The 24,352-nt window shown below is 71.5% G+C and carries 17 protein-coding genes and 1 tRNA gene; 14 read left to right on the top strand and 4 right to left on the bottom strand.

Annotated features, from left to right (window positions below):
* Positions 1-306: 306 nt before the first annotated feature.
* Positions 307-2,499: a hypothetical protein gene (locus DFJ69_RS35525; RefSeq protein WP_245974370.1), complete on the bottom strand. Its 2,193-nt coding sequence runs from the start codon at positions 2,497-2,499 to the stop codon at positions 307-309.
* A gap of 155 nt (positions 2,500-2,654) precedes the next feature.
* Here DFJ69_RS35525 and DFJ69_RS14500 point away from each other — a divergent pair, with 155 nt between their 5' ends.
* From DFJ69_RS14500 to DFJ69_RS14460, 9 genes are all read left to right on the top strand, one after another.
* Positions 2,655-3,914, top strand: a complete 1,260-nt coding sequence (locus DFJ69_RS14500) for a glycosyltransferase 87 family protein (RefSeq protein ID WP_245974369.1) — start codon at positions 2,655-2,657, stop codon at positions 3,912-3,914.
* Positions 3,914-4,372: a DUF4446 family protein gene (locus DFJ69_RS14495; protein ID WP_245974746.1), complete on the top strand. Its 459-nt coding sequence runs from the start codon at positions 3,914-3,916 to the stop codon at positions 4,370-4,372. Before DFJ69_RS14500 ends, DFJ69_RS14495 begins: the two co-directional genes overlap by 1 nt.
* A 95-nt stretch (positions 4,373-4,467) precedes the next feature.
* Positions 4,468-5,385 (top strand): prephenate dehydratase, encoded by a 918-nt coding sequence (pheA, locus tag DFJ69_RS14490; RefSeq protein ID WP_116022975.1) that lies wholly within the window; start codon positions 4,468-4,470, stop codon positions 5,383-5,385.
* A gap of 215 nt (positions 5,386-5,600) precedes the next feature.
* Complete coding sequence (locus tag DFJ69_RS14485) at positions 5,601-6,998, top strand: hypothetical protein (protein ID WP_170177654.1); 1,398 nt, start codon at positions 5,601-5,603, stop codon at positions 6,996-6,998.
* Positions 6,999-7,117: 119 nt separating this feature from the next.
* On the top strand, positions 7,118-8,764 hold the full coding sequence (locus DFJ69_RS14480; protein WP_116022973.1) for a hypothetical protein: 1,647 nt from the start codon (positions 7,118-7,120) through the stop codon (positions 8,762-8,764).
* Between the two features lie 78 nt (positions 8,765-8,842).
* Positions 8,843-9,661, top strand: coding sequence for a class I SAM-dependent methyltransferase (locus DFJ69_RS14475; RefSeq protein WP_116022972.1), 819 nt, complete (start codon positions 8,843-8,845; stop codon positions 9,659-9,661).
* Positions 9,662-9,739: 78 nt separating this feature from the next.
* Positions 9,740-10,996 (top strand): serine--tRNA ligase, encoded by a 1,257-nt coding sequence (serS, locus tag DFJ69_RS14470; RefSeq protein ID WP_116022971.1) that lies wholly within the window; start codon positions 9,740-9,742, stop codon positions 10,994-10,996.
* A 447-nt stretch (positions 10,997-11,443) separates the two neighbouring features.
* Positions 11,444-13,312 (top strand): hypothetical protein, encoded by a 1,869-nt coding sequence (locus DFJ69_RS14465; protein WP_147312309.1) that lies wholly within the window; start codon positions 11,444-11,446, stop codon positions 13,310-13,312.
* An 11-nt stretch (positions 13,313-13,323) separates the two neighbouring features.
* On the top strand, positions 13,324-15,234 hold the full coding sequence (locus tag DFJ69_RS14460) for a hypothetical protein (protein WP_116022969.1): 1,911 nt from the start codon (positions 13,324-13,326) through the stop codon (positions 15,232-15,234).
* Between the two features lie 76 nt (positions 15,235-15,310).
* On the opposite strand, the gene DFJ69_RS14455 is transcribed toward DFJ69_RS14460, so the two are convergent.
* Positions 15,311-16,180 (bottom strand): alpha/beta fold hydrolase, encoded by an 870-nt coding sequence (locus tag DFJ69_RS14455; protein ID WP_211328621.1) that lies wholly within the window; start codon positions 16,178-16,180, stop codon positions 15,311-15,313.
* A gap of 208 nt (positions 16,181-16,388) precedes the next feature.
* Between DFJ69_RS14455 and DFJ69_RS14450 the strand changes: the two genes are divergently transcribed.
* Complete coding sequence (locus DFJ69_RS14450; RefSeq protein WP_116022967.1) at positions 16,389-17,210, top strand: HAD family hydrolase; 822 nt, start codon at positions 16,389-16,391, stop codon at positions 17,208-17,210.
* 60 nt (positions 17,211-17,270) lie between these two features.
* On the opposite strand, the gene DFJ69_RS14445 is transcribed toward DFJ69_RS14450, so the two are convergent.
* On the bottom strand, positions 17,271-17,816 hold the full coding sequence (locus tag DFJ69_RS14445) for a bacterial proteasome activator family protein (RefSeq protein ID WP_116022966.1): 546 nt from the start codon (positions 17,814-17,816) through the stop codon (positions 17,271-17,273).
* Positions 17,817-17,850: 34 nt separating this feature from the next.
* Positions 17,851-18,807, bottom strand: coding sequence for an NAD(P)H-quinone oxidoreductase (locus DFJ69_RS14440; RefSeq protein WP_116022965.1), 957 nt, complete (start codon positions 18,805-18,807; stop codon positions 17,851-17,853).
* Positions 18,808-20,913: 2,106 nt separating this feature from the next.
* Here DFJ69_RS14440 and DFJ69_RS36470 point away from each other — a divergent pair.
* The 4 genes from DFJ69_RS36470 (at position 20,914) to DFJ69_RS14420 (ending at position 24,350) form a co-directional block, all read left to right on the top strand.
* Positions 20,914-21,888, top strand: a complete 975-nt coding sequence (locus tag DFJ69_RS36470) for a MinD/ParA family ATP-binding protein (RefSeq protein ID WP_425453338.1) — start codon at positions 20,914-20,916, stop codon at positions 21,886-21,888.
* A 76-nt stretch (positions 21,889-21,964) separates the two neighbouring features.
* Positions 21,965-22,053 (top strand) — tRNA-Ser (locus DFJ69_RS14430).
* A gap of 258 nt (positions 22,054-22,311) precedes the next feature.
* Positions 22,312-22,701 (top strand): CU044_2847 family protein, encoded by a 390-nt coding sequence (locus DFJ69_RS14425; protein ID WP_170177653.1) that lies wholly within the window; start codon positions 22,312-22,314, stop codon positions 22,699-22,701.
* A complete protein-coding gene (locus DFJ69_RS14420; protein WP_116022963.1) occupies positions 22,698-24,350 on the top strand; it encodes a VMAP-C domain-containing protein in 1,653 nt (550 codons plus the stop codon). The genes DFJ69_RS14425 and DFJ69_RS14420 overlap by 4 nt, the downstream gene beginning before the upstream one ends.
* The last annotated feature ends 2 nt before the right edge of the window (positions 24,351-24,352 follow it).

Raw genomic sequence — 24,352 nt, 5'->3', positions numbered from 1 at the left:
TCGGCAGTCTCGTGCTGCTGGCGGCGCTGATCTGGCTGCTGGTGCGCGCCCTGCCCCGCGACTCGACGCGCGCCCCGGACGTCTCCGAGGGTGTCACCGTCGCGGCGGCCCTGGCGCTGGCGTGGCTGCTGGCCGCGACCTACACCCTGCCCTGGTACGACGGGCTCGGCTGGGCGGTGCTGGTGCTGCTGCCGCTCTCCCGGTTCGACGGGGCGCTGCTGGCGCACACCGCCGTGCTGAGCCTGGCCTATCTGCCCGCCCGCGACCCGCTGCTCATCGGCCTGCCCGATGACCTGAACTGGCTGGTCACGGGGGTGCGGGCGACCCTGGTCCCGTGGCTGCTGACGGGGTTGCTGGTGTGGCTGGCGGTGACGTGCCTGCGTCGCCCCCGTGTTCGTCCAGCTCCTGAGCCCGTACGCTCGCCGCCAGCGTGAGCGGGATCGCCAGGCTGAACGCGATGGCGGGGATCACCACGCCCGAGTCGTTCACCAGCATCCCGGCGATCGCCAGCGTGAGGGCCGACAGCAGCGCGGGCCGCAGCGTGCGGCTGTGATGGTAGGCGCGGTCGAGCAGCGCGGCCCGCCACTGCAACGGCTGGGCCAGCACGTAGTAGAGGAAGCACAGCGCCGCGACCACCGCGACCGTGAACGGCCAGTAGCCCAGGCTCCGCAGCATCGCCCCCGCCTTGCGGGCGATGATGCCCCACGCCTCGCCGTTCAGCAGGTCGTCCCAGAAGCGGCCCAGATGGGACGGGTCGGCGCGCAGCGAGTCGGCGAACGAGATGCCGAGCACCAGCACCGCCCCGGCGGCGCAGAACACCCCCAGCCGCACCGGCGACACCCGACGGCCCGCGATCAGCAGCCCCAGCACGGCGAACGCCGGGACCATCGCGATCACCCCGCCGAAGTCGCTGCCCCACGCGGGCCACCCGTCGATCGCCACCGCCGCCACCGCGACCGCCGCGACCAGGGCGACCGCCGTGCGCTCCCGCCCGGCCCGCAGCGGACGCTCGGCCGCCCACGCCGCCGTCAGCAGCGCCGCCACCGCGAACAGCGCGAACGCCTGGTTGCCGAACCCGTAGAACCGGCCCGCGACCAGGGCCGTGTACCCCATGAGGGCGTTGAGCTGGAGCGCCGACCCGGTCATCACGTCCAGGCCCAGCACCAGCGCCGTCACACCCGAGATCACCAACCCCGCGCCGACCAGCGAACGCCGCCAGGGGCCCACGAGGGCGAGCACGGTGATCACACCGATCCACAGCACCACACTGCCGATCAACGCCGGCAGCGGATGCTCCGAACGCCACCAGGGCAGCAGGTTCGCCAGGAACGAGGCCACCGGCGCCGCCGCCCCGACCAGCGCGATCGTCCGCGTCGCCGCCAGGATCCGGCCGCGCACCCGGTCTCCGTCGCCCCAGCGGCGGCGCAACGCCACCGTGGCCAGCCCGTACAGCACGAGCTGCCCGCCGAACAGGACGATGAAGAACGCGGGCTGCACCCGCCGGATCGCCTGGGCGGCCACGTCCTCGTCGTCCAGATCGTGGACCGTGGTCGCCGCCGACGCCTTCGTCGGCTCGGTCTTCCACACCGATCCCACGGCGTCGTCGGGCTGCGCCATGCCCATGACGTCCAGCGCGGTCGCCGTCAGGTCGGTCAGGGTGACGATGCCGGGCTGCCGGGTGGCGTTCGAGGTGAGGCGACCGTGGCCGAAGCCCGCGCCCTTGGCCAGGGCGACGTGCAGGTGAGGCACCGAGCCCGAGTCGGAGAGACCGGCGACCAGCAGGGTCGCTCCTCGGGGCAACGCCGCGACGACCTGTGCGAGCTGCCGGTCGGCCGCCGTGGCCGCGGCCTCCCGGTTCTTGCGGCTCACCGGGATCTGCGCGCCCGCGGCGTCCACGCCGGTGGTGATCTGCGCGCGGTGGACGTCGTCCAGCTCCACCGTCGTCAGCACGCACCGCGACCAGCCGCCCGGGGGCACCTTGTCGGGCGACGGCGCGTACACGTCGACCCGTCCGCTCGCGTCGGCCGCCCCGAGCACCGCGCCCTCGCCGACCGCCATGGTGCAGCCGCGCGACCGGTGAACGGTGTCGCCGAGCAGACCGGTGCGGGCCTCGTAGTTGGTGCCGGCGTTGTCCTGCCTGATCTCCACCCAGCCCGGGGCCGTCGCCGACGTACCCGACGTCGTGGGAATGGGGGGCAGCGCGCAGTCCCCGTTGGCGAACCGGGCCCGCTGCCCGGCCGACACGGTCAACCAGCCGTCCGTGGGACAGGTGTTCACCCGGGTCGTCCGCACGCTGAGGGCCCCCGCGGACGCTTCACCGGTCAGCCTCCAGAGGGTGGGCGTACGACGTTCGTCGAGGTCGCTCCAGCGCAGGCCGGGAATCCCCACCAGCACCACGCGCCCCCCGGGTGCCGCGACGGAGGCCTCCGCCCGGTCGCCGCGCAGGGTCGCCGGCAACGCGATGAGCGTGAGCATGACGGCCACGAGAACCGCGGCCATGCCTCCGAAGGGTGTCGCCCCCCGCTGCGCCACCTGGGCACCTCCATCGTCCGTTCCGACCCAGGCTAGTGGGACGGTTAGGCCAGGATGTGTACATGGGTGGACGAACCAGCGAGCGGGCCGAAGACCGAAAGAGGTGGTCACCGGCCGATTTCGTGATCCTTCTGGCGGGGGTGGTGATCGCCGTGGCGGCGGTCGCGCCCATCGCCGTGCACTGGCTCACGAATCCCCCCGACCAGCGGCTCGTCGACATCGACGTGTACCGGGCGGGCGGCGACGCCGTGCTGCGGGGGGCTCCCGTCTACGCGTTCCTCACCGAGCCGCCGCAACTGCTGCCGTTCACCTACCCGCCGTTCGCCGCCCTGCTGGCGGTGCCGCTGGCGCTGCTGCCCTGGGGGACGGTCCAGGTCCTGTGGGTGGCCGCGATCTACCTCGCGCTGGCCGTGTGCGTCTGGTACGGCTTCCGGCCGCTGCTCCGCCGGGTCGGTCGGTACGCCCCGATCGCCCTGGGGGTCCTCGTGGGCGTGCTGGCGTACCTTCAGCCGGTGCAGGACCAGGCCCGGTTCGGGCAGGTCGGGCTGTTCCTGATGGCCCTGTGCGTGGCCGACTGCGCGACGCCGAACCCCCGCTGGCCGCGGGGGCTGCTGGTCGGGCTCGCGACGGCGATCAAGCTGGTGCCGGGCGTCTTCCTGATCTACTTCCTGATCACCGGCAGGCGCGAGGCGGCCGGGAACGCCGTCCTGACCGCGGCGGCGGCGACGCTGGCCTCGTTCATGGTGCTGCCGGGGGACTCGCTGGACTTCTGGTTCGACGCGGTGATGAGCAGCGACCGCGCGGGCGCCAACAACGCCACCACCAACCAGTCGCTCAACGGGATGCTGCTGCGGCTCTACTGGCCGGACGCCGTGACGACCCTGGTGTGGCTCGCCGCCGTCGCGGCGGTGGCGTACGTCGGCTTCCGGCTGGCCCGTCGCGCCTCGCTGACCTCCGACCTGCTCGACGGCGGCCGGCGGAACGGGCCCGGCGCGTACAGCGCGGAGATGGCGGGCATCGCGATCGCCGGGCTGCTTTCGGTACTGCTGTCACCGATCGGCTGGGTGCACCATCTCGTCTGGGTCGTCCTTGTTCTCGGGGCTCTGGTCGGAGATGGGCGCGACACGCGAAGATGCCTGGTCGCCGCCGGTATCGGCGTCTTCTTCGCCTTCCGGATCCCGTGGATGGGGACGCGGTGGATCGGGGAGGGCCACAGCGCGATCGAGCGTCTCACCGGCCGAATCGTCCAGGACGCCTTCGGACTGATGGCGGTCGCGCTCGTCCTGCTTCTCGGTGTGTGGTTGGTCAACCGGCTCATGGCACATCGTGACCAATGTGGTCCTTCTCCGGACCAGGTCAGCGCGGATACGCTCGCTTCGTGATGCTTGTCGCAGTGGCCTTGGCCGGCATGGTGGCCGGGGTGGCCGGGCTGTCCATCGCCGTGGTCGCCCACAACCGCGTCAATCAGGTCGTCGAGGAGTGCGCGGAGATGCTCCGCCGTCAGCTCCAGGCCCTCGACGGCACCGTCGACAACCAGGCGCTGCGTGACATCGCGGTCGTCCACTACGACGCGCTCAAGGAGATGGCGGGTCGCCGCTCCTTCTCCCTGGCGCTGCTCAACTCGATCGGCGACGGAGTGGTGATCAGCTCCATCAACGGCCGTACCGAGACCCGCACGTACGCCAAGGTGGTCCGCGACGGCCGCAGTCTGGAGGTGCTGTCCCCCGAGGAGGACCAGGCCCTCCGCGGCGCCCGCCTCGGCAAGGGGCCGGCGGTCAGCATGGACGACCCGCTCCCCGACTTCGGCGGCAACACCCCGTCCTCCTCCGCCCACGCCTGAGCCACGGCGGCTTTGTGGGCCGCGTAGACTCGGGCTGATCCCGTTCCTTCACCCGGCCGCCGTGCGCTCCTCGCCTCGGCGGAGGAGCCCCACCTATGCGTTACGCGTACCTCGGCCCCCAGGGCACGTTCACCGAAGCCGCGCTGCGCTCCGTCCCCGAGGCGGAGGGCGCCGAGCACCTGCCGTACGCCACCGTTCCCGCCGCCCTGGACGCCCTGCGGCGCGGGGACGTGGAGGCCGCGGTGGTCGCATTGGAGAACTCGGTCGAGGGCTCGGTCCCCACCACGCTGGACGAGTTGGCCACCGGCCAGCCGCTGCAGATCGTCGCCGAGGTGCACCTGCCGGTGTCGTTCGCGCTCCTGGTGCGGCCGGGCACCCGGTACGAGGACATCAAGACCGTGGCCTCCCACCCGCACGCCCAGCCGCAGTGCCGCCGCTGGCTGGCCGCGCACGTGCCGGACGCCGAGTGGCGGGCCGCCACCTCCAACGCCGAGGCCGCCCAGCACGTCGCCGACGGCCACTACGACGCGGCCCTGGCCGGCTCGTTCGCCGCCGCCCGCTACGGGTTGTCGGTGCTGGCCGAGGACATCCACGACGTGGCCGAGGCGGTCACCCGGTTCGTGGTGCTGCGCCGCCCCTGCGCCCCGCCCGCCCCCACCGGCATGGACCGCACCACCGTGGTCGCCTTCATCGGCGAGGACCACCCGGGCGCGCTGCTGGAGATCCTGAACGAGTTCTCCATGCGCGGCATCAACCTGACGCTGATCCAGTCCCGGCCCACCGGCACGGGTCTGGGGTCGTACCTGTTCTGGATGGACTTCGAGGGCCACGTCTCCGACGCCCGCGTCGGCGAGGCCCTCATGGGGCTGCGCCGGATCTGCGCGGAGGTCCGCTACCTGGGCTCCTACGCCCGCGCCGACCGCGTCCGGCCGGAGATCCGCCGGGGCACCCACGACGCCGACTTCACCGAGGCCGCGGCCTGGCTGTCCGCCCTCCGCGGCGACCACGCCTGAGATCCCGGGAGTCGTACGCGCCCGGTGCGCCGGGCTCGTAATGCGCGCCATAAGACGTCCGGCGGGGACGACCGGTTTACCGGGGTTTCCCACATGGCCGATATCGTCCTATGGCATTGCCCGAATTGCGTGACCAGACCATACTGGCCCCCTCTTCTTGATCATCTACCGAGGGGTTCACATTGCGTCGATACGCCCCGACCGTTCTCTTGTCCATGGCCCTCGTGATCTCCCCAATGGCGGGTGGGGCATGGGCCGACCCCGCCGACGAGCCCGAGATCACGACCCGCGTCTCCGTCGGGCTGTCCCCCGCACCGCGCGTTCAGGGTCAGCGGGTCAACGCCGTCGGACTACTGCAGAAGCACGACCCGGACAGCGACACCTGGTCCGCCCTGCCCGGCGGGAAGGTGACCCTCTGGTTCAAGGGGACTCATCGGCGGGCACTGGTGGGCTACGCCCGGTCCGGCCGCGACGGTTGGTTCAGCATTCCGTTCTCCGCTCCGGCCCAGGGCGAACTGCAGGCGACCTTCGCGGGCGACGAGACGAACGGGCACCGACCGGCCACCGACTCGTCCCCCTGGTATCAGCCAGGCCACGCGGCGCGCATCAAAGGGTTCAGGGCCGCCGGAAAGAAGGCCGGCACCCGGGTCGCACTGACCATCCGGGGTCGTCTGGTGCGTTTGTCGGACACCGGCGAGCGGAGCATGGTGGAGGCGAACCCCATCCTCATGCACTCCTTCGACGGCAAGAAGTGGACGCCCGCCACCACCGTGGGACTGCCGACGACTCGGATCGACGGTACCTTCACCCTCCAGGGCACGGTCCCGGCGCGCGGTTTCTGGCGCCTGGTGGGCCCCTTCACGAGCAGCCCGAAGCGGGTGTCGCCCACGTCCACCACCTATCGAGACGAGGGCTCCACCTGGACCTCCGTCGTCCCCACGCGGCCGCTTCCCGGCACGAACGACCCCAGCCCCACGAGGGTCTCCGTCCACGTGACACCGGCGATCGACACCTACAGCCGCACCTCGACGGTGTCGGGTCGCCTCCAGGTGGTGAACGCGCGCGGCCTCTGGGAGAACCTGGGCGGCCGGCGCCTCGGGGTGTACCGCATCAACCCCTACAACGGCCGCGTCATCACCTCTTTGGAGGCGACGACGGACGCTGAGGGCAGGTACCGCATCCAGGCACCGATCGAGGATGTGGGGGGGACCTGGGCCGCCCGCTACGTGCCCGCGGCCGACGATCGGCACGCCCCCGTCAACTCCGTCGTGGAGCACCTCACCTACAAGACCAAGTACCCGACCCGCATCACCAGCTTCGACGCCGGTCCGGAGCCGGTCCGCCGTGGCGCTCAACTGACCGTCTCGGGCTGCCTGGAGAAGTACGAGACCACGCAGTGGCAGCCGGCCTACAGGGACTCCGGCGTGCAGATCCAGTTCCGGCCGAGCGGCTCGAAGGTCTGGCGCATCGTCGCCCGGACCAAGCTGCTCTCGGGCTGCGGCTTCAGGGCATCGATCCGGGCGTCGCAGGACGGCACCTGGCGGGTCCACTACGCGGGCGGTGCGCGCCACCACCCGGCCACGACCCCGGGGGACTACGTCGACGTCCGCTGAACGGGACCGGGCGCCCCGGTCCTCACCGAGGATCGGGGCGCCCGGTCACGCCTGACCTTTTAAGGCCAGAACGACCACTTCGCGCATGAGGTGATCAACGCTCGTGTCATCATCTTCAGATGATCAAGAAATGGTCGTCGCCGGTCATCCCACTGGCGCTGGCACTGGCGCTGGCGGTGCTGGGGCTGTCCTCTCCGCACGCGTTCGCGGCCGAGCGCCTCCGCGCGACGGTCGACAACCTGAGAACGCTGAACGGCCCGCTCGTCGTCCACACGTACTCCGAGCGGCCCGTGGCGTCGGTCAACGTCGGCTTGGCCGTGGAGGGTGAGGCACCGTACGCGACGGTCGCCGACTTCACGCTGGTGAGCACGACACGGCAAACCGATTGGCCGTATGTTCAAAAATGGCAGAGCGCCGCGCCCGTAAGGCAGGAGCTGAACTCCCGGGCGAGCGTCTCCATCAGATTCCGCGCCGGTGACTCGGCCGAGGTCCCCATGGTGTCCGGCAACCTCAGGCCGGCGACGTGGTTCGAGCCGCTTCAGGTGACGCCCACCACGGTGGACGCCGGCGACCCTCGGGTCACCGTTCGTGGGCGCCTCTTCTACAAGGACGCCGACGGGCAGGTCCAAGGGGCTCACGGCGCCATCGTGCGTCTCCACTACGAAGCGCTCGACGATCCCATCACGACAGGGCCCGATGGACGCTTCGAGCATGTGTACTACGCGCATCGCTCCTTTCCGGTGGGCGTCAAGTACTCGGCCAGGCGCACCGACCCTTATGACCACGCCTACGCCATACGCGGCGTTATGGTCACCGTGAACGGCACGGTGCCGACACGGCTGTCCGTCGAAGCGACTCCGCAGGGCACCGTGTTCCCGGGGGACGTGATCACCGTCACCGGGAAGGCCGAGTGGCAGCACCGGAGCGGCGAGTGGCTGCCCATCACCACGCGGCGCATTCAGGTGCGGTGCGGAACCAGCACGTATGTTCGCCCCGCCGCGGACGGGACCTTCCGCGTCGATCACAAGCTCACCGATCGTTGTGCCGTCACGGCGACCCTGGAGAGGGCCACCCGTGCCGAAGCCCTCGAGGCGGCGCACGCCGTGGCGAACCCCACCCCGGACGTGCATCTGCGGACCCGTTTCCAGCAGGTCTCCCCATGGCCCGCCGTGGTCGCCCGCGGTGACCGCGTCTCCGTGAGCGGCCGGCTCGTCTCCCAGAAGCAGTCTTGGGGCCACACGGTGCATGACGCTCGGGTACGCCTGGAGTTCTCGCGTGACGGTCAGAATTGGGTGACCGTCGATGAGGGGCCGACGGAGAGCAACAACTCCGCGTTCGACCTGTCCGCGCCGGCCCGGTACAACGGGCACTGGAGGATTCGGGCGGTCTCGCTCCCCGACCACCACACTCTGCCCGAGACCGTCACGAGCGGCCTCGTGAACGTGAAGGACAAGACGCGGGTCACCGGCCTCAACGCGTTCCCCGAGCCCATCACCCGGGGGCGTGCCCTCCTGGTCCAGGGGACCCTTCAGTGGAGGGCCCTGGACGGTGTCTGGCACGGGCTGCGCGACCGGCGGGTGACCGTCTACTTCCAGGCGAAGGGCACGAAGACCTGGCGTGCCATGGGGACGGCCGGCACGGACGCCCGTGGCCGCCTCGGCAAGCGATTCACCGCCACACGGGACGGTTCGTGGCGGGTGGCCTTCACGGGCGGCCCCTTCTACACGCCGACGACGAGTTCCGCCGACTACGTCGACGTCCGATGACCGGCGTCGCGGCCGTCAGCACGGGATCGACCCACCCGGTCCGGTCCTTCGGGGCGTTGAGGGCCGTACGGTGGGGGCGTGGTGAACGCCTTTGACGTATATGAGCGTGAGTTGTGGGACGGTCGCGCGGCGGCCTACGCGGACGGGTTCGCGAACCTGACCGCCTATACGGTGGGGCCCCTGCTGGATGCGGCAGGGGCCGTCGCCGGTACGCGGGTATTGGACGTGGGGACGGGGCCCGGGGTGGTCGCGGCGGAAGCCGTACTGCGTGGTGCCGAGGTGTGCGCGGTGGACGCCGAGCCGGGGATGGCGGAGACCGCCGCAGCCAACGTTCCCAAGGCGGATGTGCGCGTCGCGGTGTTGCCCGAGCTGCCCTACGAGGACGCGTCGTTCGACGCGGTGGTGGGCAACTTCGTCATCAACCATGTGGGTGAGCCCGTCGCCTCCGTACGTGAGCTGCTGCGGGTCCTGCGCCCCGGGGGGCGACTGGCGCTGACCTGTTGGGTGATGCCGGGGAGCGGAATCCTGGCCCTCGTCAAGGAGGCCATGGACGAAGTGGGGGTCGAGTGGCCCGACGACGTTCCGCAGACGCCGTTCGTGGAGTACGGCAACCCTGAGGGGTTCGCCGGGCTGCTGGAGGAGGCCGGGGTCGTTCACGGGGACGTGCGCGAGGTGAGCTGGGAGCACGTCATCGACCCGGAGACGTGGTGGGTGACCGGCCCGATGGCGCGGGTCGGCTCGAACGGCGTGATCCTCACGCGGCAGACCCCCGAGGTGATCGCCGAGGTCAAGCGCGTGTACGACCGGCGGATCGCCGAGTACGCCCGCCCGGACGGGACCGCGACCGTGCCCGCGCACGCGCTCCTGGCCTCGGGTGCACGGCCGGCGGGTCGCTAGGGAACGGACGATCGATGGTTTTCCACAGGGGCGATATCCGGCGGCGAGTGAGGGGAACGGACCGGTAGCCTCAGGTCTGTGATTGACCTGCGAGCTCTTCGAGAGGATCCCGAGCGGCTTCGCGCCTCGCAGCGCGCCCGCGGGGAGGACGAGGCCGTCGTCGACCGGCTGGTCGACCTGGACGAGCGGCGTCGCTCGGCGCTGTCGCGCTTCGAGCGGTTGCGAGCCGAGCAGAAGAGCTTCGGCAAGTCGGTCTCCAAGGCCCAGGGCGACGAGCGGCAGGCCCTGCTCGACCGGGCCAAGGAGCTGGCGGCCCAGGTCAAGGCGGCCGAGGCCGAGGCCGATGCGCTGGAGGGCGAGCTCGACGGCGTCCTCAAGACGGTGCCCAACATCATCGAGGACGGCGTGCCGCCCGGCGGCGAGCAGGACTTCGTGGTCCTGGAGCACGTCGGGGAGGCCCCGGTCTTCGACTTCGAGCCCCGCGACCACTTGGAGCTGGGCGAGCGGCTCGGCGCCATCGACATGGAGCGCGGCGCCAAGGTCTCCGGCGCCCGCTTCTTCTACCTCACCGGCGTCGGCGCACGGCTCCAGCTCGCCCTGCTCAACCTGGCCATGGAGCAGGCCATCGAGGCGGGCTTCGTGCCCATGTACCCGCCGGTCCTGGTCAAGCCCGAGGCGATGGAGGGCACCGGCTTCCTCGGCGCCCACGCCTCGGAGGTCTACCAGCTCCCCGCCGACGACCTCTACCTGGTGGGCACCTCGGAGGTCCCGCTGGCCGCCTACCACATGAACGAGATCATCACCGATCTCCCTCGACGCTACGTGGGCTGGTCGTCCTGCTTCCGCCGCGAGGCCGGCTCCTACGGCAAGGACACCCGCGGCATCATCCGGGTCCACCAGTTCGACAAGGTCGAGATGTTCTCCTACTGCGCCCCGGAGGACTCCCACGCCGAGCACCTCCGGCTCCTGGAGTGGGAGAAGGAGATGCTCAACAAGGTCGAGCTCCCCTACCGCGTCATCGACGTGGCCGCCGGCGACCTGGGCTCCAGCGCCGCCCGCAAGTACGACTGCGAGGCATGGGTCCCCACCCAGAACGCCTACCGCGAGCTCACCTCGACCTCCAACTGCACCGAGTTCCAGGCCCGCCGCCTGTCGGTCCGCCACCGCGACGACTCCGGCAAGCCCCGCCCGGTCGCCACCCTCAACGGCACCCTCGCCACCACCCGCTGGATCGTCGCCATCCTCGAGAACCACCAGCAACCCGACGGCTCCGTCCGAGTCCCCAAGGCCCTCCAACGCCACCTCGGCCTCGAAGTCCTCGAACCCATCAACTGACCGAGCCCCCACCTGCAGGCCGGCCACCCCACGCCGGCCTGCAGGCCGCCGACGCCTCATCGTGGGCACCAGCCGTTGGAGCGGCGCGTTCCCCATGTCCGTGACCGCCACACAGGCCGGCCCGTGGCAGGCCCGCCACCTCGCCGACGATCCCCACCTCGGCACGACGGGCCGGCGGCCACGTACGCGGCCAACCCATACGCCCGGATGCAGGCAGTTGCGACGCCGGCTTCCGCATGACCGTGGCGGAGACGGTCACCCTCCGCAACGACGGCGCCCGGCCTCTCACGGCCGGAACGGCCTCTGGTGGAGCGCGCGTCCGTGCGCACCCCGACGACGGCTGCGGGGACAGACGAACCGTCTCGCACGGTTGATCATGTTTCTGGTATAAAACGCTGGCCTCCCGACCTTCCGGACGGCATCCTTCTCGACCTTCCAGGAGGTCCCGTGCGGAGACTCTTGGCGTTCCTGCTCGGCGGGCTCGTCACGCTGACGACATTCGCCCCGGCGGCCCCGGCTTCGGCGGAGACGGCGCTCACCGTCACCCAGGCCGGGATGAGCAACATTCAGGGCGCTCTCCGTGCCTACGTGTACGCCGAGTCCGCGTACGACATCACTCGCATCGTCGCGCGTCTGCGGCTTGCGCGGTCGCAGGAGGTGGTGGCGACCGTGGACGAGTTCACGCTCCGGTCGGACGGCACCCCCCAGAACGGCATGTGGCGGAGCGGGCCCCTGTCGCTCCAGAGTTCCGAGTACGACGTCGTCATGGACGTCCATGACGCGGGCGGCCGGCTGAACCAGTTCTCCTTCCGCTACGACCATCGGGCGGCGACGGTCTTCTCCTCGTTCGAGGCGACACCCGGCCGGGTGGACGTGGAGCACGATGAGGTGACCTATCGGGGCAGGTTGGCCCGGGCCACCGGTGAGCCGGTCACCGGAGTCCTCGTCCAGGTCGGCGGCGGCTCCTCCACCCGGACGGATGTCGACGGAGTCTTCACCGGCAGAGTGGTCGTACGCCGCGACGTGAACCTCAACGCGTACTTCATGGGGTCCTCGGACGCCAAGCCGTCCTTCAGCGGCTCCGTGCCGATCACCCACGGAAAGGTCTCCGCACGGTTCGCCGAGTTCGCGGTCGACAGGACGCAGGTGGACCAGGACAACCCCAACATCACCTACCGGGGGCGTCTCCTCTACCGCGCGTCGGACGGCACCGAACGGCCCGCGCCTCGCACGAGGGTGCAGTTCGTTGCGGAAGAGTCGGTGCGGGGGGAGACCGTCACCGACGCAGAGGGCAGGTTCTCGGCCACCGCACCGGTGTTCTGCCTCTGCAGCGTCCATGTGCGCACTTCGGACGTGATGGTCGAGGCCGTCGAGTCACAGCGCATCCCCATATCGGTGCTCCGGATCACCACTCGGCTGAGCATGAGCGTCCAGCCCCACTTCTCCCATCACGAGCATGTCGCCGTCGGGACGAAGCTCGAAAGGCGGTCCGGCGGCGGCTGGGCACCCATGTCGTACAGGCGTCTGACGATCGGGTACCGGGGCCCGAAGCCGGGTTCCACCAACCTGGTGACCACGGCCGAGGGACACGCGGTCTGGGAGGTGAAGCCCACCCGGGCCGATGGCTGGTACGTCCGGTATGACGACGGTGATCGGGCCTACGCCCCGTCGGAGGCCACCTCCGACGTCGCAGTGCCCTTCCGAACGGCTTTCACCGGACTGCGATTCCCCCGCACCGCCGTCTTGGGCGATTACATCAGGGTGCGCGGCGACCTCGTTCGCACGCAGATACCCCTGGCGTTCAAGCCCGACTCGGGGCTCCTGAGCCTGGAGTTCTCCCCCGACAACAAGCATTGGAAGTCCGTCGGCAACACCTACGTGCCCTCCGGTCAGAGCTTCGGCCTCGGCGGTCGCGCCACCCGGTCCGGGTACTGGCGCATGCGGCTGTGGCCCGAACCCATGGACCAGCCCACGGTGAGCGCGGCGCATTACGTCAAGGCGGCGCGCAAGGTGTACATGACCCCGTTCAACGCGTCGCCGAAGCCCGTGCGCAAGGGCGCGAAACTGACCGTCAAGGGACTGGTCCACACGGACTACCCCGCGTGGGTTCCGGTGCGACGACGTCCGGTCTCCATCTACTTCCTCCCCAAGGGCTCCAAGAAGTGGACGTACATGGGCAGGGCCACCACCAACGACAAGGGCTCGTACTCCAAGACCTTCGTGGCCGTACGGGACGGCTCTTGGCGGGCGTGGGTCGCCGCGCAGCCCGGCTGGTTCAGCGCGGTGAGCGCGAGCAGATTCGTGGACGTCCGATGAGGGGAACGGTCATGACCGCAGGGACACGGCGTTGGCTGACCGTGCTCATCGCCCTGGTCACCCTCGTCGGAGGGGTGGGTACGGCCACCGTCTCGTACGCGGCGGCGGCACCGGTCATCGGCAGGACCGTGGTGGTCATCGTGGGCGCGGACCGTCATGTGTCGGTGACCCTCTCCGCAGAGCAGCCCGTCACCGAGGTGTCGGCGCGTTTCGTCGAGTACGACGGGCAGCGCGTGGTGACGACCGTGACGGACTTCGCCCTGGCCGAAGGGACCGCCACCGGCGGCGTATGGCGCAGTGGGCCGCTTCCGCCCCTGGAGCCGTTGAGGTACGCCATCTCCGTCCAGGCGAAGGACGCGGGCGGCGGCCACTCCGAGATGCCGAACGCGGTGGCGCTCGACAATCGGCACAGGACGTACTTCAGCGGGCTGAGCGTCGACCCGGCCGAGGCGTCGCCGAACTCCACGGTGACCATCCGGGGGCGGCTGCTCCGCTCCGGCGACGTCCCTGTGCCCCAGGCGACCGTTCGCGTGCGCGACGCCGGGGTGACCACGGGCGAGGACGGCTCGTTCCAGCATCAGCTCCAGGTCACCGACGGCGGCGATACCGGCCCGGTGCAGGTCGCCTTCTACGAGGACGCTCGGCACCACCGGTCCGACGGCAGCGTGAACATCCCCTACCGTGGTGCCACGACCCGGTTCAGCCAGTTCGCGGTCGAGGACGCCGTCGTCGCCGGTGACATGGTCCTGCGCTTTCGCGGCAGACTGGTCCACGTAGGCGATGACGGTGTTGAGCGCGGTGTGCCCAAGCGGTGGATCTCGGTCCCCTTCGGCTCGGCGGTCACGAACGCCGACGGGTACTTCTCCGGCGACGCCACTCCGCGCGAGTCGATGAACGTGGCAGCCACGTTCTTTGGCGACGCGAGCTACGCGCGAGCCGCCTCCGCTCCGATCAGGGTGGTGCGCAGGCCGCTCAAGACCCGGGTGTCGTTCAAGGCGCCCCCTGGCCCGTTCGAGACCGGGCAGCGCATCGAGATCAGCGGACGCCTCGAGTACGAGGGCATCGACCGGCGCTGGAGGCCGCTGCCCGGCGGCACCCTGAGCGTTCACTATTACAAGCACCGCACGAACGCCCACCTCCCTGCCGTCAACGTCGTGACCGCCGCGAACGGCACCTACCGAACGCCGTACACCGTCCCCGCGTCGGGCAACTTCGAGGTCTACTTCTCAGCGCCGTCCAACGTGTGGGAAGGCGCGTGGGCGCGTGGCGAGAGCTACGACGTCGGTGACCGGACGGCGTTCACCGTGGTCACCTTCTCGGCCCGGCAGGGAGCACGGGGAAGGTCCCTGACCGTCAAGGGCAGGCTGGTCCGCCCCCGGCTGACCGGCCCGAGGCACGGAGTCGCGTACGGTGCCGTGTCCCTCCAAGCCTTCGACAACGGCTACTGGCGCCCCGTCACTTCGGTGAAGACCGATCGTGACGGGCGCTTCACCCTCTCCACGATGGGTCCGGGCAGGACTTGGAGGGTCGCCTACGACGGGTCGAGCGACAACGCTTCGGTCATCACCCCGGATCTCCGTGCCTTCAGCCACACCAAGGCCGTCGATCTGAGGTCGAGGAGCCGGATCACCGGGTTCAACGCCGGGCCGGAGCCCGTACGTCGCGGCGGTGCGCTCACCTTGGCCGGACGTGTGGAGCGGCTGAACACCAACGGGCACTACGCGCGTGTGACGGTGCAGATCTACTTTTTGCCCAGGGGCTCCAAGAAGTGGCGACGCGTCACCACCGTCACGGGCCATTGGAAGGGCACCTTCCGCAAGGCCGTGACGGCCACGCAGGACGGCACGTGGCAGGCCCGCTTCCTCGCCAACGACACCTACCTCGGCGCAACGAGCCCCGGCGACTACGTGGACGTACGTTAAGGAGAGGTTCGCAGACCTGACCGCTTACACGTTGGGCCGGTACGCGGTCAGGTGCCCAGTGCGGCGGGTTGTCGGATCAGGCGGAGGGTGGCCTCGGTGACCGCCTGGGGGCTTCACGGGGTAGGGCGTGGCCGATGCCGGGGAGGACGTTGCGTTCGTAGCCGGCGGTGAACAGGGACTCCTTGCCCTCCGTGGTCTCTGGGAGGTTGTCGGCGTCGCGGCCGCCGTGCAGGACGATGCTCGGGACCGTGATCGGGGGCCGGTGGGCGAGCCGGTCCTCGAGGTCGTCGTAGGCCGGGTCCCCGGCCGCCTCGCCCCAGCGCTGGAGGTAGGCGTGCACAGTGATGGCGTGCCAGTCGGGGTTGTCCCACGCGGCCGCGCTGCGTTCGAACGCCTCGTTGTCGAAGCGCCACCCGGGTGACCAGCTCTCCCATAGGTAGCGGCAGATGCGCCGACGGTCACGGTCGAAGGTCTCGCGTCCCCTTCTCGTGGCGACGAACCACTCGTACCAGTAGGCGCGTGCCAATGGGAAGGAGATCTCCTGGTCGGGGCCGCTCGCCGCGTATCCGGCGGACATGGCGACGAGCCCTCGCAGACGTTCCGGGAACACCGCACCGACGACGTAGGCGGCCCGCGCGCCCCAATCGTGGCCCGAGACGACCACGTCGCGCAGGTCGAGGCGTTCGATGAACTCGGCCAGGTCGTGCCCGAGCGCGCCGATCTGCCCGCTGCGCGGACGATCGTCCTCCAGGAATCGGGTCGGCCCGAAACCGCGCAGGTACGGGGCCAGGACCCGGCAACCCGCCTCGGTCAGGGCGGGCGTCACCTCGTCCCAGCAGTGGACATCGTCGGGCCAGCCGTGCGCCAGCACCACGACGGGTCCGTCCGGCGGCCCCCAGCGTTCATAGCCGATCTCCAGGCATGAGGTCTTGACGAACTCGGTCACCGTTCCCCCCAACATGTCCCTCGGCCCCGTTCCTCAGAGGTCCGTTCGTAAACTCCCGCGCCGCCGCGCAGGGGCCGGCGGCGCTCGGGGCGACCGCGTCCGTGGGGCCCGGTGAAAGGGAGGATTAGGGTGGTCTGACCGTCCGTGAGGGCCGTGGGCGGTGAACGAGGGGTGGGAATGATCGACGTGTGGCGAGGCTGGAGGGACCGTGGTTGACACCGTTCCCGGGGAGACCCGCGGGCCCCGGCTGGTGGCCACCGACCTGGACGGGACGATCGTGCGTTCCGACGGGACGATCTCGGAGCGCACCGTCGCCGCCCTCGGACGGGTGGAACGGGCCGGCGCCACGCTGGTCATGGTGACCGGACGGCCGCCGCGGTGGATGCGCGACATCGCCGCCGCCGTGGACCACCGGGGCCTCGCCATCTGCGCCAACGGGGCGGTGGTCTACGACCTGCACACCGAGGCGGTGATCCACTGCAGGCTGATCGAGCCCGACGTCCTCGCCGAGGCCGTCGAACGGCTGAAGGTCGCGGTCCCGGAGTTGCGCTTCGCCGTGGAGTACGCCGACGGTTTCGTGTTCGAGGCCAGCTACGACCTGGGCCGTTGGGACGCCGAGGCGCTCGGGGGCCGTCCCGTGGACGGACGGACCCTGGTCGGCCGGGGCGGCACCAAGCTCCTGGCGTTCCATCCCAGCGCCGACCCCGACTCCCTCGCCGAACGCGCGCACAAGGCCGTGGGCGAACTCGTCACGGTGACCCACTCGTCCGGCCGGGGCCTGCTGGAGATGAGCGCGCACGGCGTGACCAAGGCCAGCGCCCTCGCCGAGTTGTGCGCCGAGCAGGGCGTCACCGCCGCCGACGTGGTGGCCTTCGGCGACATGCCGAACGACCTTCCCATGCTCACCTGGGCGGGCACCTCGTACGGCGTGGCCAACGGCCACCCCGACGTTCTGTCCGCCGTCACCCACCGCACCGCGCGCAACGACGACGACGGCGTGGCCCAAGTCCTGGAGTCCCTCTTCCCCTGACGGGGCGTTCACGCCACGAGGGCCGGGCCCCGGAGGTGCGGGGCCCGGCGTTCGCAGGGGTCAGAGGTACGGGCCGGAGGTGTGACCGGGGCGCTTGCCCTCGTCGTCGTCGGAGGCGCCCGGGGGGAGCAGGCCCGCCGGGAGGGCGCGGCGCATCTGCTCCAGTTGGGCGCGGGCGGCCATCTGCTGGGCGAAGAGCGTGGTCTGGATGCCGTGGAACAGGCCCTCCAGCCAGCCCACCAGTTGTGCCTGGGCGATGCGGAGCTCGGCCTCGCTGGGAACGGCCCCCTCCGTGAACGGGAGGGAGAGGCGTTCCAGCTCATTGATCAGCTCGGGGGCGAGGCCGTCCTCCAGCTCCTTGATGGAGGAGGCGTGGATCTCCTTCAGCCGGACGCGGCTCGCCTCGTCGAGGGGGGCGGACTTGACCTCCTCCAGCAACTGCCGGATCATCCCGCCGATCCGCATGACCTTGGCGGGCTGCTCGACCATCTCGGTGATGGGGCGCTCGTCGCCCTGGGAGTCCCCGCCCTCCATCGCGATGCCGTTCGGGCCGACCACGAGGATGTGCGGATCCTTTTCGGGCTCGTTGTTCAGGGGCTCGTTCATAGTGCTCCCAGTTTCACACGGTCGACGGGGTGATTCACGTGGTCAGGACGATCTTGCCCACGTGGCCGCTCTCCTCGAGGACGCGGTGGGCCCGGGCGGCCTCGGCCATCGGGACCAGACGGTCGACGATCGGCCGTACCCGACCCGACTCGACCAGCGGCCAGACCCGTTCCCGCACCGCCGCGACGATCGCGGCCTTCTCGTCCAACGGGCGGGCCCGCAGCGAGGTTGCGTGGACGGCGGCGCGTTTGCGCAGCAGCGCGTTCAGGTCCAGCTCGGCGCGGGCGCCGCCCTGCAGCCCGATCACCACGAGCCGGCCGCCGTTGGCCAGCGCGTCCACGTTCCGCGACAGGTAGGCGGCCCCCATGTTGTCGAGGATCACATCGAACGGCCCGTGCTCGACGAAGTCGTCCTCGCGGTAGTCGATGGCCGCGTCCGCCCCCAGCTCGCGGCAGCGCGCCGCCTTTTCAGGGCTGCCCACGGTGCACAGGACGCGTGACCCGAGCGTGTGGGCGAGTTGGATGGCCATGGTGCCGATACCGCCTCCACCGCCGTGAACGAGGAAGGTCTCCTCGGGGGTGAGGCCCGCCAGCATGAAGACGTTGGACCAAACCGTGCAGACGACCTCGGGGAGGGAGGCTGCCTCCTCGGGCGTGAGCCCCTGCGGGAGCGGCAGGAGCTGGCCGGCGGGTACCGCGACCCGTTCCGCGTAGCCGCCACCGGACAACAGCGCGCACACCTCGTCGCCGACCTGCCAGCCCTCCACGCCCTCGCCCAACGCGGCGATCCGCCCGGACGCCTCCAGGCCCGGGTAGGGCGGGGCCCCGGGTGGCGGCGGATAGAACCCGAGCCGCTGCATGACGTCGGCGCGGTTGACCGCACTGGCCGCGACGTCGAGCAGCACCTCTCCGGCGGCGGGCTCGGGATCGGGCACCTCGGCCCATTCGAGGACGTCGGGCCCGCCGGGTTCACGCATCGTGATGGCATGCATGCAGCTCACGCTATCGGGACGCGTCCATGTCGCCGAGGGGCCATCACGTTGCCGGAAACGGAAGCAGACGTAGGGACACGGTGACGGAACGGAAACATCGCCTCGGATCAGCGGTTTCGGGCACCAACTCGGTGGGGAGCGGAGTACACGTTGCCTTAGGCTGCTGACGACCTGTTCTTGACCGAACGTTCGGGGACATGTCCGGAGGGAGAACCAGTGGCGAAGAACGATCATGACCGTCGTTCCCTCGAGGAGCGCCTGGCCTCTCTGGACGCCATGAACCAGGAACAGGAATCCGGCGCACCCGAGGCGGCTCCGGGGCCGCGACCTCAGGGGCCGCCCCCTGGGGAGACGCCCGGCGGCCAGGGAACAGGGCCGTCGCCGGACGGCGGGCAGCCCATGGGGCCGCCCCCGGGGCCGGCACCGGCGCCCGGGCAGACGCCGGACTATCCGGCGAACCCGTGGCCGGCCGCGCCACCGCCCTTCCCAGGGCCGATGGGCTACGCGCCGCCGCCTCCGCACGGCGAGCCGCCGTCCCTCCCCATGCCGCCCAACGCTCCCCCGGCCCCGGGCCCTCCTCCTGGGGGCCAACTGCCGCCCGGCCCGGGCACGCTCCCGCAGTACGGCGGCGGCCCCGCCCCCCACATGCCGCCCCCGCTGGAGCCCCTTCCCGAGTACGCCCCGCCCCCGGAGGCTCCGACGGACGGCTCTCCCGGCCAGTCCGGCTATGTCGAGGTGACGCTCGCCGAGTTCCCGCCTCCCCCGCCGGGCCAACCCCCCTTCGCGGCACCGCCGCCCCAGGGCCCCCCGATCCTGAACGGCCCACCACCCCCTCAGGGCCCCCCACTCTCGGACGCCCCACCACCCCAGGGCCCACCCCTCATGGGCGCGCCCCCACCCCAGGGCCCTCCCGTCTTGGGCCCGCCCCCTCCGCACACCGCCCCCGCCATGGGCGCACCACCCCCACCCGGCGGCCCCGGCATGGGCTCCATGCCACCTCAGGGCCCCCCTCCCTACGCGAACGGCCCCTTCGGACCGGGCGGCCCCCAGCAGGGCGGCCCGGGCATCGGCGCACCGCTGTATGACCCCCCCGAAAGGGGTGGCCCATCGGTGGAGGGCCCGCCCGACATGGGTCCCGTGCCATCGCAGGCGCCTTCTCCTTACGTGACCGGGCCCCCGGGACCGGGCGAGCCCCAGGACGGCGGACCGGGCATCGGCGCACCGCCGTACGACGCCCCCGAAATGGGTGGCCCCTCACAACAAGGCCCGCCCGACATGGGCCCCGTGCCACCCCAGGGGCCTTCTCGGTACGTGACCGGGCCCCCCGGACCGGGCGAGCCCCAGGATGACGGCCCCGGCATGGGCGCACCGCCGTACGACGCCCCGGAAATGGGTGGCCCATCGGTGGAGGGCCCGTCTGACGTGGGCCCAGTGTCGCCGCAAGGGTCTTCGTCTGGAGGCGAGTCGGCTCAGGAGGAGTTGGGCTCGGACCGGCGGGAGCAGGGCGACCCTGATGCGGGTGGCTCGTCGTCGGGTGGAGGGTCTGAGGTGTCGTTGGGGGCTGCCGAGGGAGCGGAGGCCGAAGTGGGCTGGGGTCCGGGGTCGGCGGACATGGAAGGGCCGGCGCAGGGGGAGACGTCCCCTGGTGTCGGTGGGCCCTCGGAGGAGGGACGGTCCGGCCCGGGAGGGGCGGACGGTGGTTCGGGCCCTGTGGGGCAGGAGCGGAACTGGTTCCAGGCGCCGGCGGTGATCGAAGGGACCCCGCTTCCCCCCGGGGCGCCGGGGCCTCCGCCCGTGCCGGGGCCGCAGCAGGGTGGAGGCGGTCGGTCTGGGCCCGGGCCTTACGAGGCGCCCGCGTTCGAGAGCCTCCCGCCGTTCGAGGCTCCCCCAGGGCAGTCGTACGGCCGTTCCCTTGAAGGGGGTGCCCGGCCGGGTGGGCCGCCCCATGGACCCGGGTTCCCAGGGGCGCCGCAGCAGCCCCAGGGAGGGCGGGGGCCTGCGGTGCCGTTGGGGCCGCCGTCCTTGGAGGCGGCGTTCCCCTCGCCCGGCGCACCGACGCAAGGCGACTATGGAGCGCCGAACCCGTACGGGCCCGGCCCCGGGCAAGTGCCTCCGCCTCCCGCGCATGGGGCTCCGCCGCCGAGCGGGCCGCAGACGTCCGACAGCCTGAGCGCGGAGACGCTGCTGCGCGGACGGCGCAACGCGCCGGCGGGCGGATGGCGGAAGGCCGTCTACAAGGCCACGGGCGGGGCGATCCACCCCGGGGAGTCCCCGGCCGAGTTGCGTAGGCGTGAGCTCATCGCGCGGGCCAGTACCCCCGTCGCCGGCGGGCATCACCGGGTCGCGGTCATGTCGCTGAAGGGCGGTGTCGGCAAGACGACCACGACCGTGGGGCTGGGCGCGATGCTGGCCTCGCTGCGCGGCGACCGGGTGATCGCGGTGGACGCCAACCCCGACCGGGGCACCCTGTCCGACAAGGTGCGGCTGGAGACGGCGGCGACCGTACGGGACCTGCTGAACGAGCGGGGCCAGATCCAGCGGTACGCCGACGTCCGGGCGTTCACGTCACAGGCGACGTCCCGGCTGGAGGTGCTGGCCTCCGACCGGGACCCGGCGGTCAGCGAGGCGTTCAGCGCGGACGACTACCGCGCGGTCGCCGAGGTGCTGGAGCACTTCTACTCGATCTGCCTGACCGACTGCGGCACCGGCCTGCTGCACTCCGCGATGGCCGGTGTGCTGAGCCTGGCCAACCAGTTGGTGCTCGTCAGTTCCCCCTCCGTCGACGGGGCCCGTTCCGCCAGCGCCACCCTGGACTGGCTCGAGGCGCACGACCACGGGCACCTGGTGCGCAGCGGCGTGGTGGTGCTGTCGATGGTCCGCTCCCGCAGCAAGAGCACCGTGGACCTCGACAGGCTGCAGGAGCACTTCGAGGGCCGCTGCCGCGCCGTCGTCCGGATCCCGTACGACGACCACCTGGAGGAGGGCGCGGAGGTGGAGTTGGACCAGCTCTCCCCCGCCTGCCAGGACGCGTACCTGCACCTCGCCGCCACGGTGGGGGACGGGTTCGCGCGACCCCAGTGACGGGTGCGGGGGCGGCGCGGAACGGCCGAGCGAGCACGCCGCCGTCCCCGCTATCGTGGTGACCGCCGTAAGGCAGGGAGAGTTCGCATAGTGGACTAGTGCAGGCGCCTTGAAAGCGCCCAGGGCTGGTGACAGTCCTCGTGGGTTCGAATCCCACACTCTCCGCTCGTGTCAGGCGTCCCCTGCTCGGAAACCGGGGGTTTCCTCGCCGGGGCCACTCGCCGTACCGGCCCGGGGGGATACCCCCCGGAGCCCCCCGAGGCACCCCCCGAAGGTTGCCGTTCCCGCGCACGGGTGCTCTCGATCGACTCTGCGCAAGTCCGGCGCGGGTCTCGCCGACTCGGTAGATTGTCGGGGACTTCGACAATTCAGCCGCACCGCGAGTTCCGCGGCGAACCGAGCCGGAGGCAGGGGGCCGCACCCGTGAGCGAGCTGTTGCGCTGGCCGATGGACGAGGGCTCGGTGGTCGTCGAGGTCGACGACGACGATCCGGGATTCCAGCCCGCGTCCCTGTCGTCCGACGGGGTGATCCACACGGTCTCGGAACGGTTCGAGACGGCGTTGCAGTCGACCCGGGCGGCCGCCGAGAAGGCCCTGACGGTCTTCCGTGACGGCACGCTCCGGCCCGACGCGGTGGAGCTGGAGTTCGGCGTCAAGCTCAACGCCGCCGCCGGCGCCGTCATCGCCAAGACGGCGGCCGAGGCGCATCTCAAGATCAAGCTCACCTGGGCCCGCGACGGCTTCGGCCTGGCGCCGCGGCCGGAGGAGGACCCGGCCCCGGCGGGCGGTGGCGAGGGTTCGGACGGGTCGTGAGCGGGCCGGCCTGGCCCCGGCCGTCCTGGCAGGCGCGGATCGAGATCGGCGGGCACCCGCAGGGAGCCGGCATCCTCGTCGACCGCGAGCACGTGCTGACCTGCGCGCACCTCGTCGGCGAGCACACCGAGGCGCAGGTCTCGTTCCCCAACGCCCCGCAGCGGTACCACGGCAGGAAGGCCCGCGTCCGTCACCGGGGGCCGTGGCGCAGGAGCGATGACCCGGGGGATGTGGCGGTGCTGCGCCTCGACGAGCCCGTCGAGGTGCCGCCCGCCGTGTTCGCCGCCCCCGACCACCGGCCGCCCCACGACCGGACCCTGCTGGTGTACGGCTTCCCGAAGGGCAAGCCCAACGGCTCGTACGCGAAGGTGATCGCCGACTTCGCCCAGGAGCTGCCCGAGGGTGTCCAGGTGGAGTCGGCGGCCGGCCATCTGGAGCGGCTGCAGAAGGGGTTCAGCGGCGGCGCGGTCTTCGACCGGGACACCCGCGCCGTGGTGGGCATGATCACCGACGCGGCCAAGGACTCCGCGATCGGCCGGATGATGCCGGTCGACCTGATCCGCCGGCACTGGGAGCCGCTGGACGAGCTGCTCCCGCTGACCTGGCTCGACCCGGCCGGGGTCGGCCGGCTGCGCGGGATCGTCGCCGGAGCGGGGCCGCACGTCCCGGTGGAGGAGATGTTCGCCAGGCTGTTCCCCGGAGTGTGGAAGGGACGCGACCTGGTCTCGGTCTGGGACGCGATCCGCTACGTCGCCGAGGAGTGCGTGGAGGAGTCGGCCCTGACCCGGTTCCTGGTCGAGCTGGCGGGCCGGTTGGACGGCCCGGCGGCGGGGGCGCTGCGCGGCTGGGTCCGGGAGCACCTGCCCGAGCCGGCGGCGCCGGACGCGGAGGGCACCGCCTCCGTGATCGTCAAGGTCGAGAACCTGCGGGAGCGCGACCGGTACCGGGTCACGCTGTTCAGCCTGATCGACGGCGCGGTGGGCGGCAGCCGGCCCCCGGTGGAGGTCGGCCGGGACGAGGTGCGGGCCCATGTCGAAGGCGAGATCGACGCCCTGATCGGCACCGTGACGGGCTGGGATCCGGTGATCGAGTTCGTGCTGCCCGAGTCGTGGCTGTGCGAGCCGGTGGAGGAGTGGTCGCTGTACCCGGACGAGGACGAGCCGATCGGCGCGTACCACCCGGTGGTCGTCCGCGACCTGGGCCGGATGAAGGTGGGGTCGCGGCAGACCAGGGCGTTCACCCGCTGGCAGGCCGCCGAGCGCGCCGGTGCGTGGACGCCGGAGCCGATCGGCTGCCGCCTCCCCGACGACCGAGGTCTGCGCAACAAACTGGCGGGGCGGCGGGATCTCGGCGCGCTGGCCTACGCGGGACTGCCCGGCGAGGCCCGGCTGCGGGTGGCGCTCAACCACGGGATGCCGGTGATGCTGTGGCCCCGGCACACCTGCACCGACGCCGAGCACGAGGGCTGCCCCGGCGACCGGTTCCTGGCCGGGCTCGCCGAGGAGTTCGAGGACGTGCGTCCCGAGCGGCTGCCGGGACAGGTGATGAGACTGCGCGCCCAGTCGCAGGAGGGCCATTACGGCCAGAGTCTGACGATGTTCTGGGACGATCCGAGGCGGATCCCCCCGCCGCTGTTCATGGAGACCTGACG

The organism is Thermomonospora umbrina (genome assembly GCF_003386555.1).
Classification (GTDB): domain Bacteria; phylum Actinomycetota; class Actinomycetes; order Streptosporangiales; family Streptosporangiaceae; genus Thermomonospora; species Thermomonospora umbrina.
This window is presented reverse-complemented; position numbering and strand designations above follow the sequence as displayed.

Bases quoted from the DNA above. Each gene is read 5' to 3' on its own strand.
- DFJ69_RS35525 (WP_245974370.1), bottom strand. From the start codon at position 2,499: ATGGCCGCGGTTCTCGTGGCCGTCATGCTCACGCTCATCGCGTTGCCG.
- DFJ69_RS14495 (WP_245974746.1), top strand. From the start codon at position 3,914: ATGCTTGTCGCAGTGGCCTTGGCCGGCATGGTGGCCGGGGTGGCCGGG.
- pheA (WP_116022975.1), top strand. From the start codon at position 4,468: ATGCGTTACGCGTACCTCGGCCCCCAGGGCACGTTCACCGAAGCCGCG.
- DFJ69_RS14485 (WP_170177654.1), top strand. From the start codon at position 5,601: ATGGCCCTCGTGATCTCCCCAATGGCGGGTGGGGCATGGGCCGACCCC.
- DFJ69_RS14480 (WP_116022973.1), top strand. From the start codon at position 7,118: ATGATCAAGAAATGGTCGTCGCCGGTCATCCCACTGGCGCTGGCACTG.
- DFJ69_RS14460 (WP_116022969.1), top strand. From the start codon at position 13,324: ATGACCGCAGGGACACGGCGTTGGCTGACCGTGCTCATCGCCCTGGTC.
- DFJ69_RS14445 (WP_116022966.1), bottom strand. From the start codon at position 17,816: ATGAACGAGCCCCTGAACAACGAGCCCGAAAAGGATCCGCACATCCTC.
- DFJ69_RS14440 (WP_116022965.1), bottom strand. From the start codon at position 18,807: ATGCATGCCATCACGATGCGTGAACCCGGCGGGCCCGACGTCCTCGAA.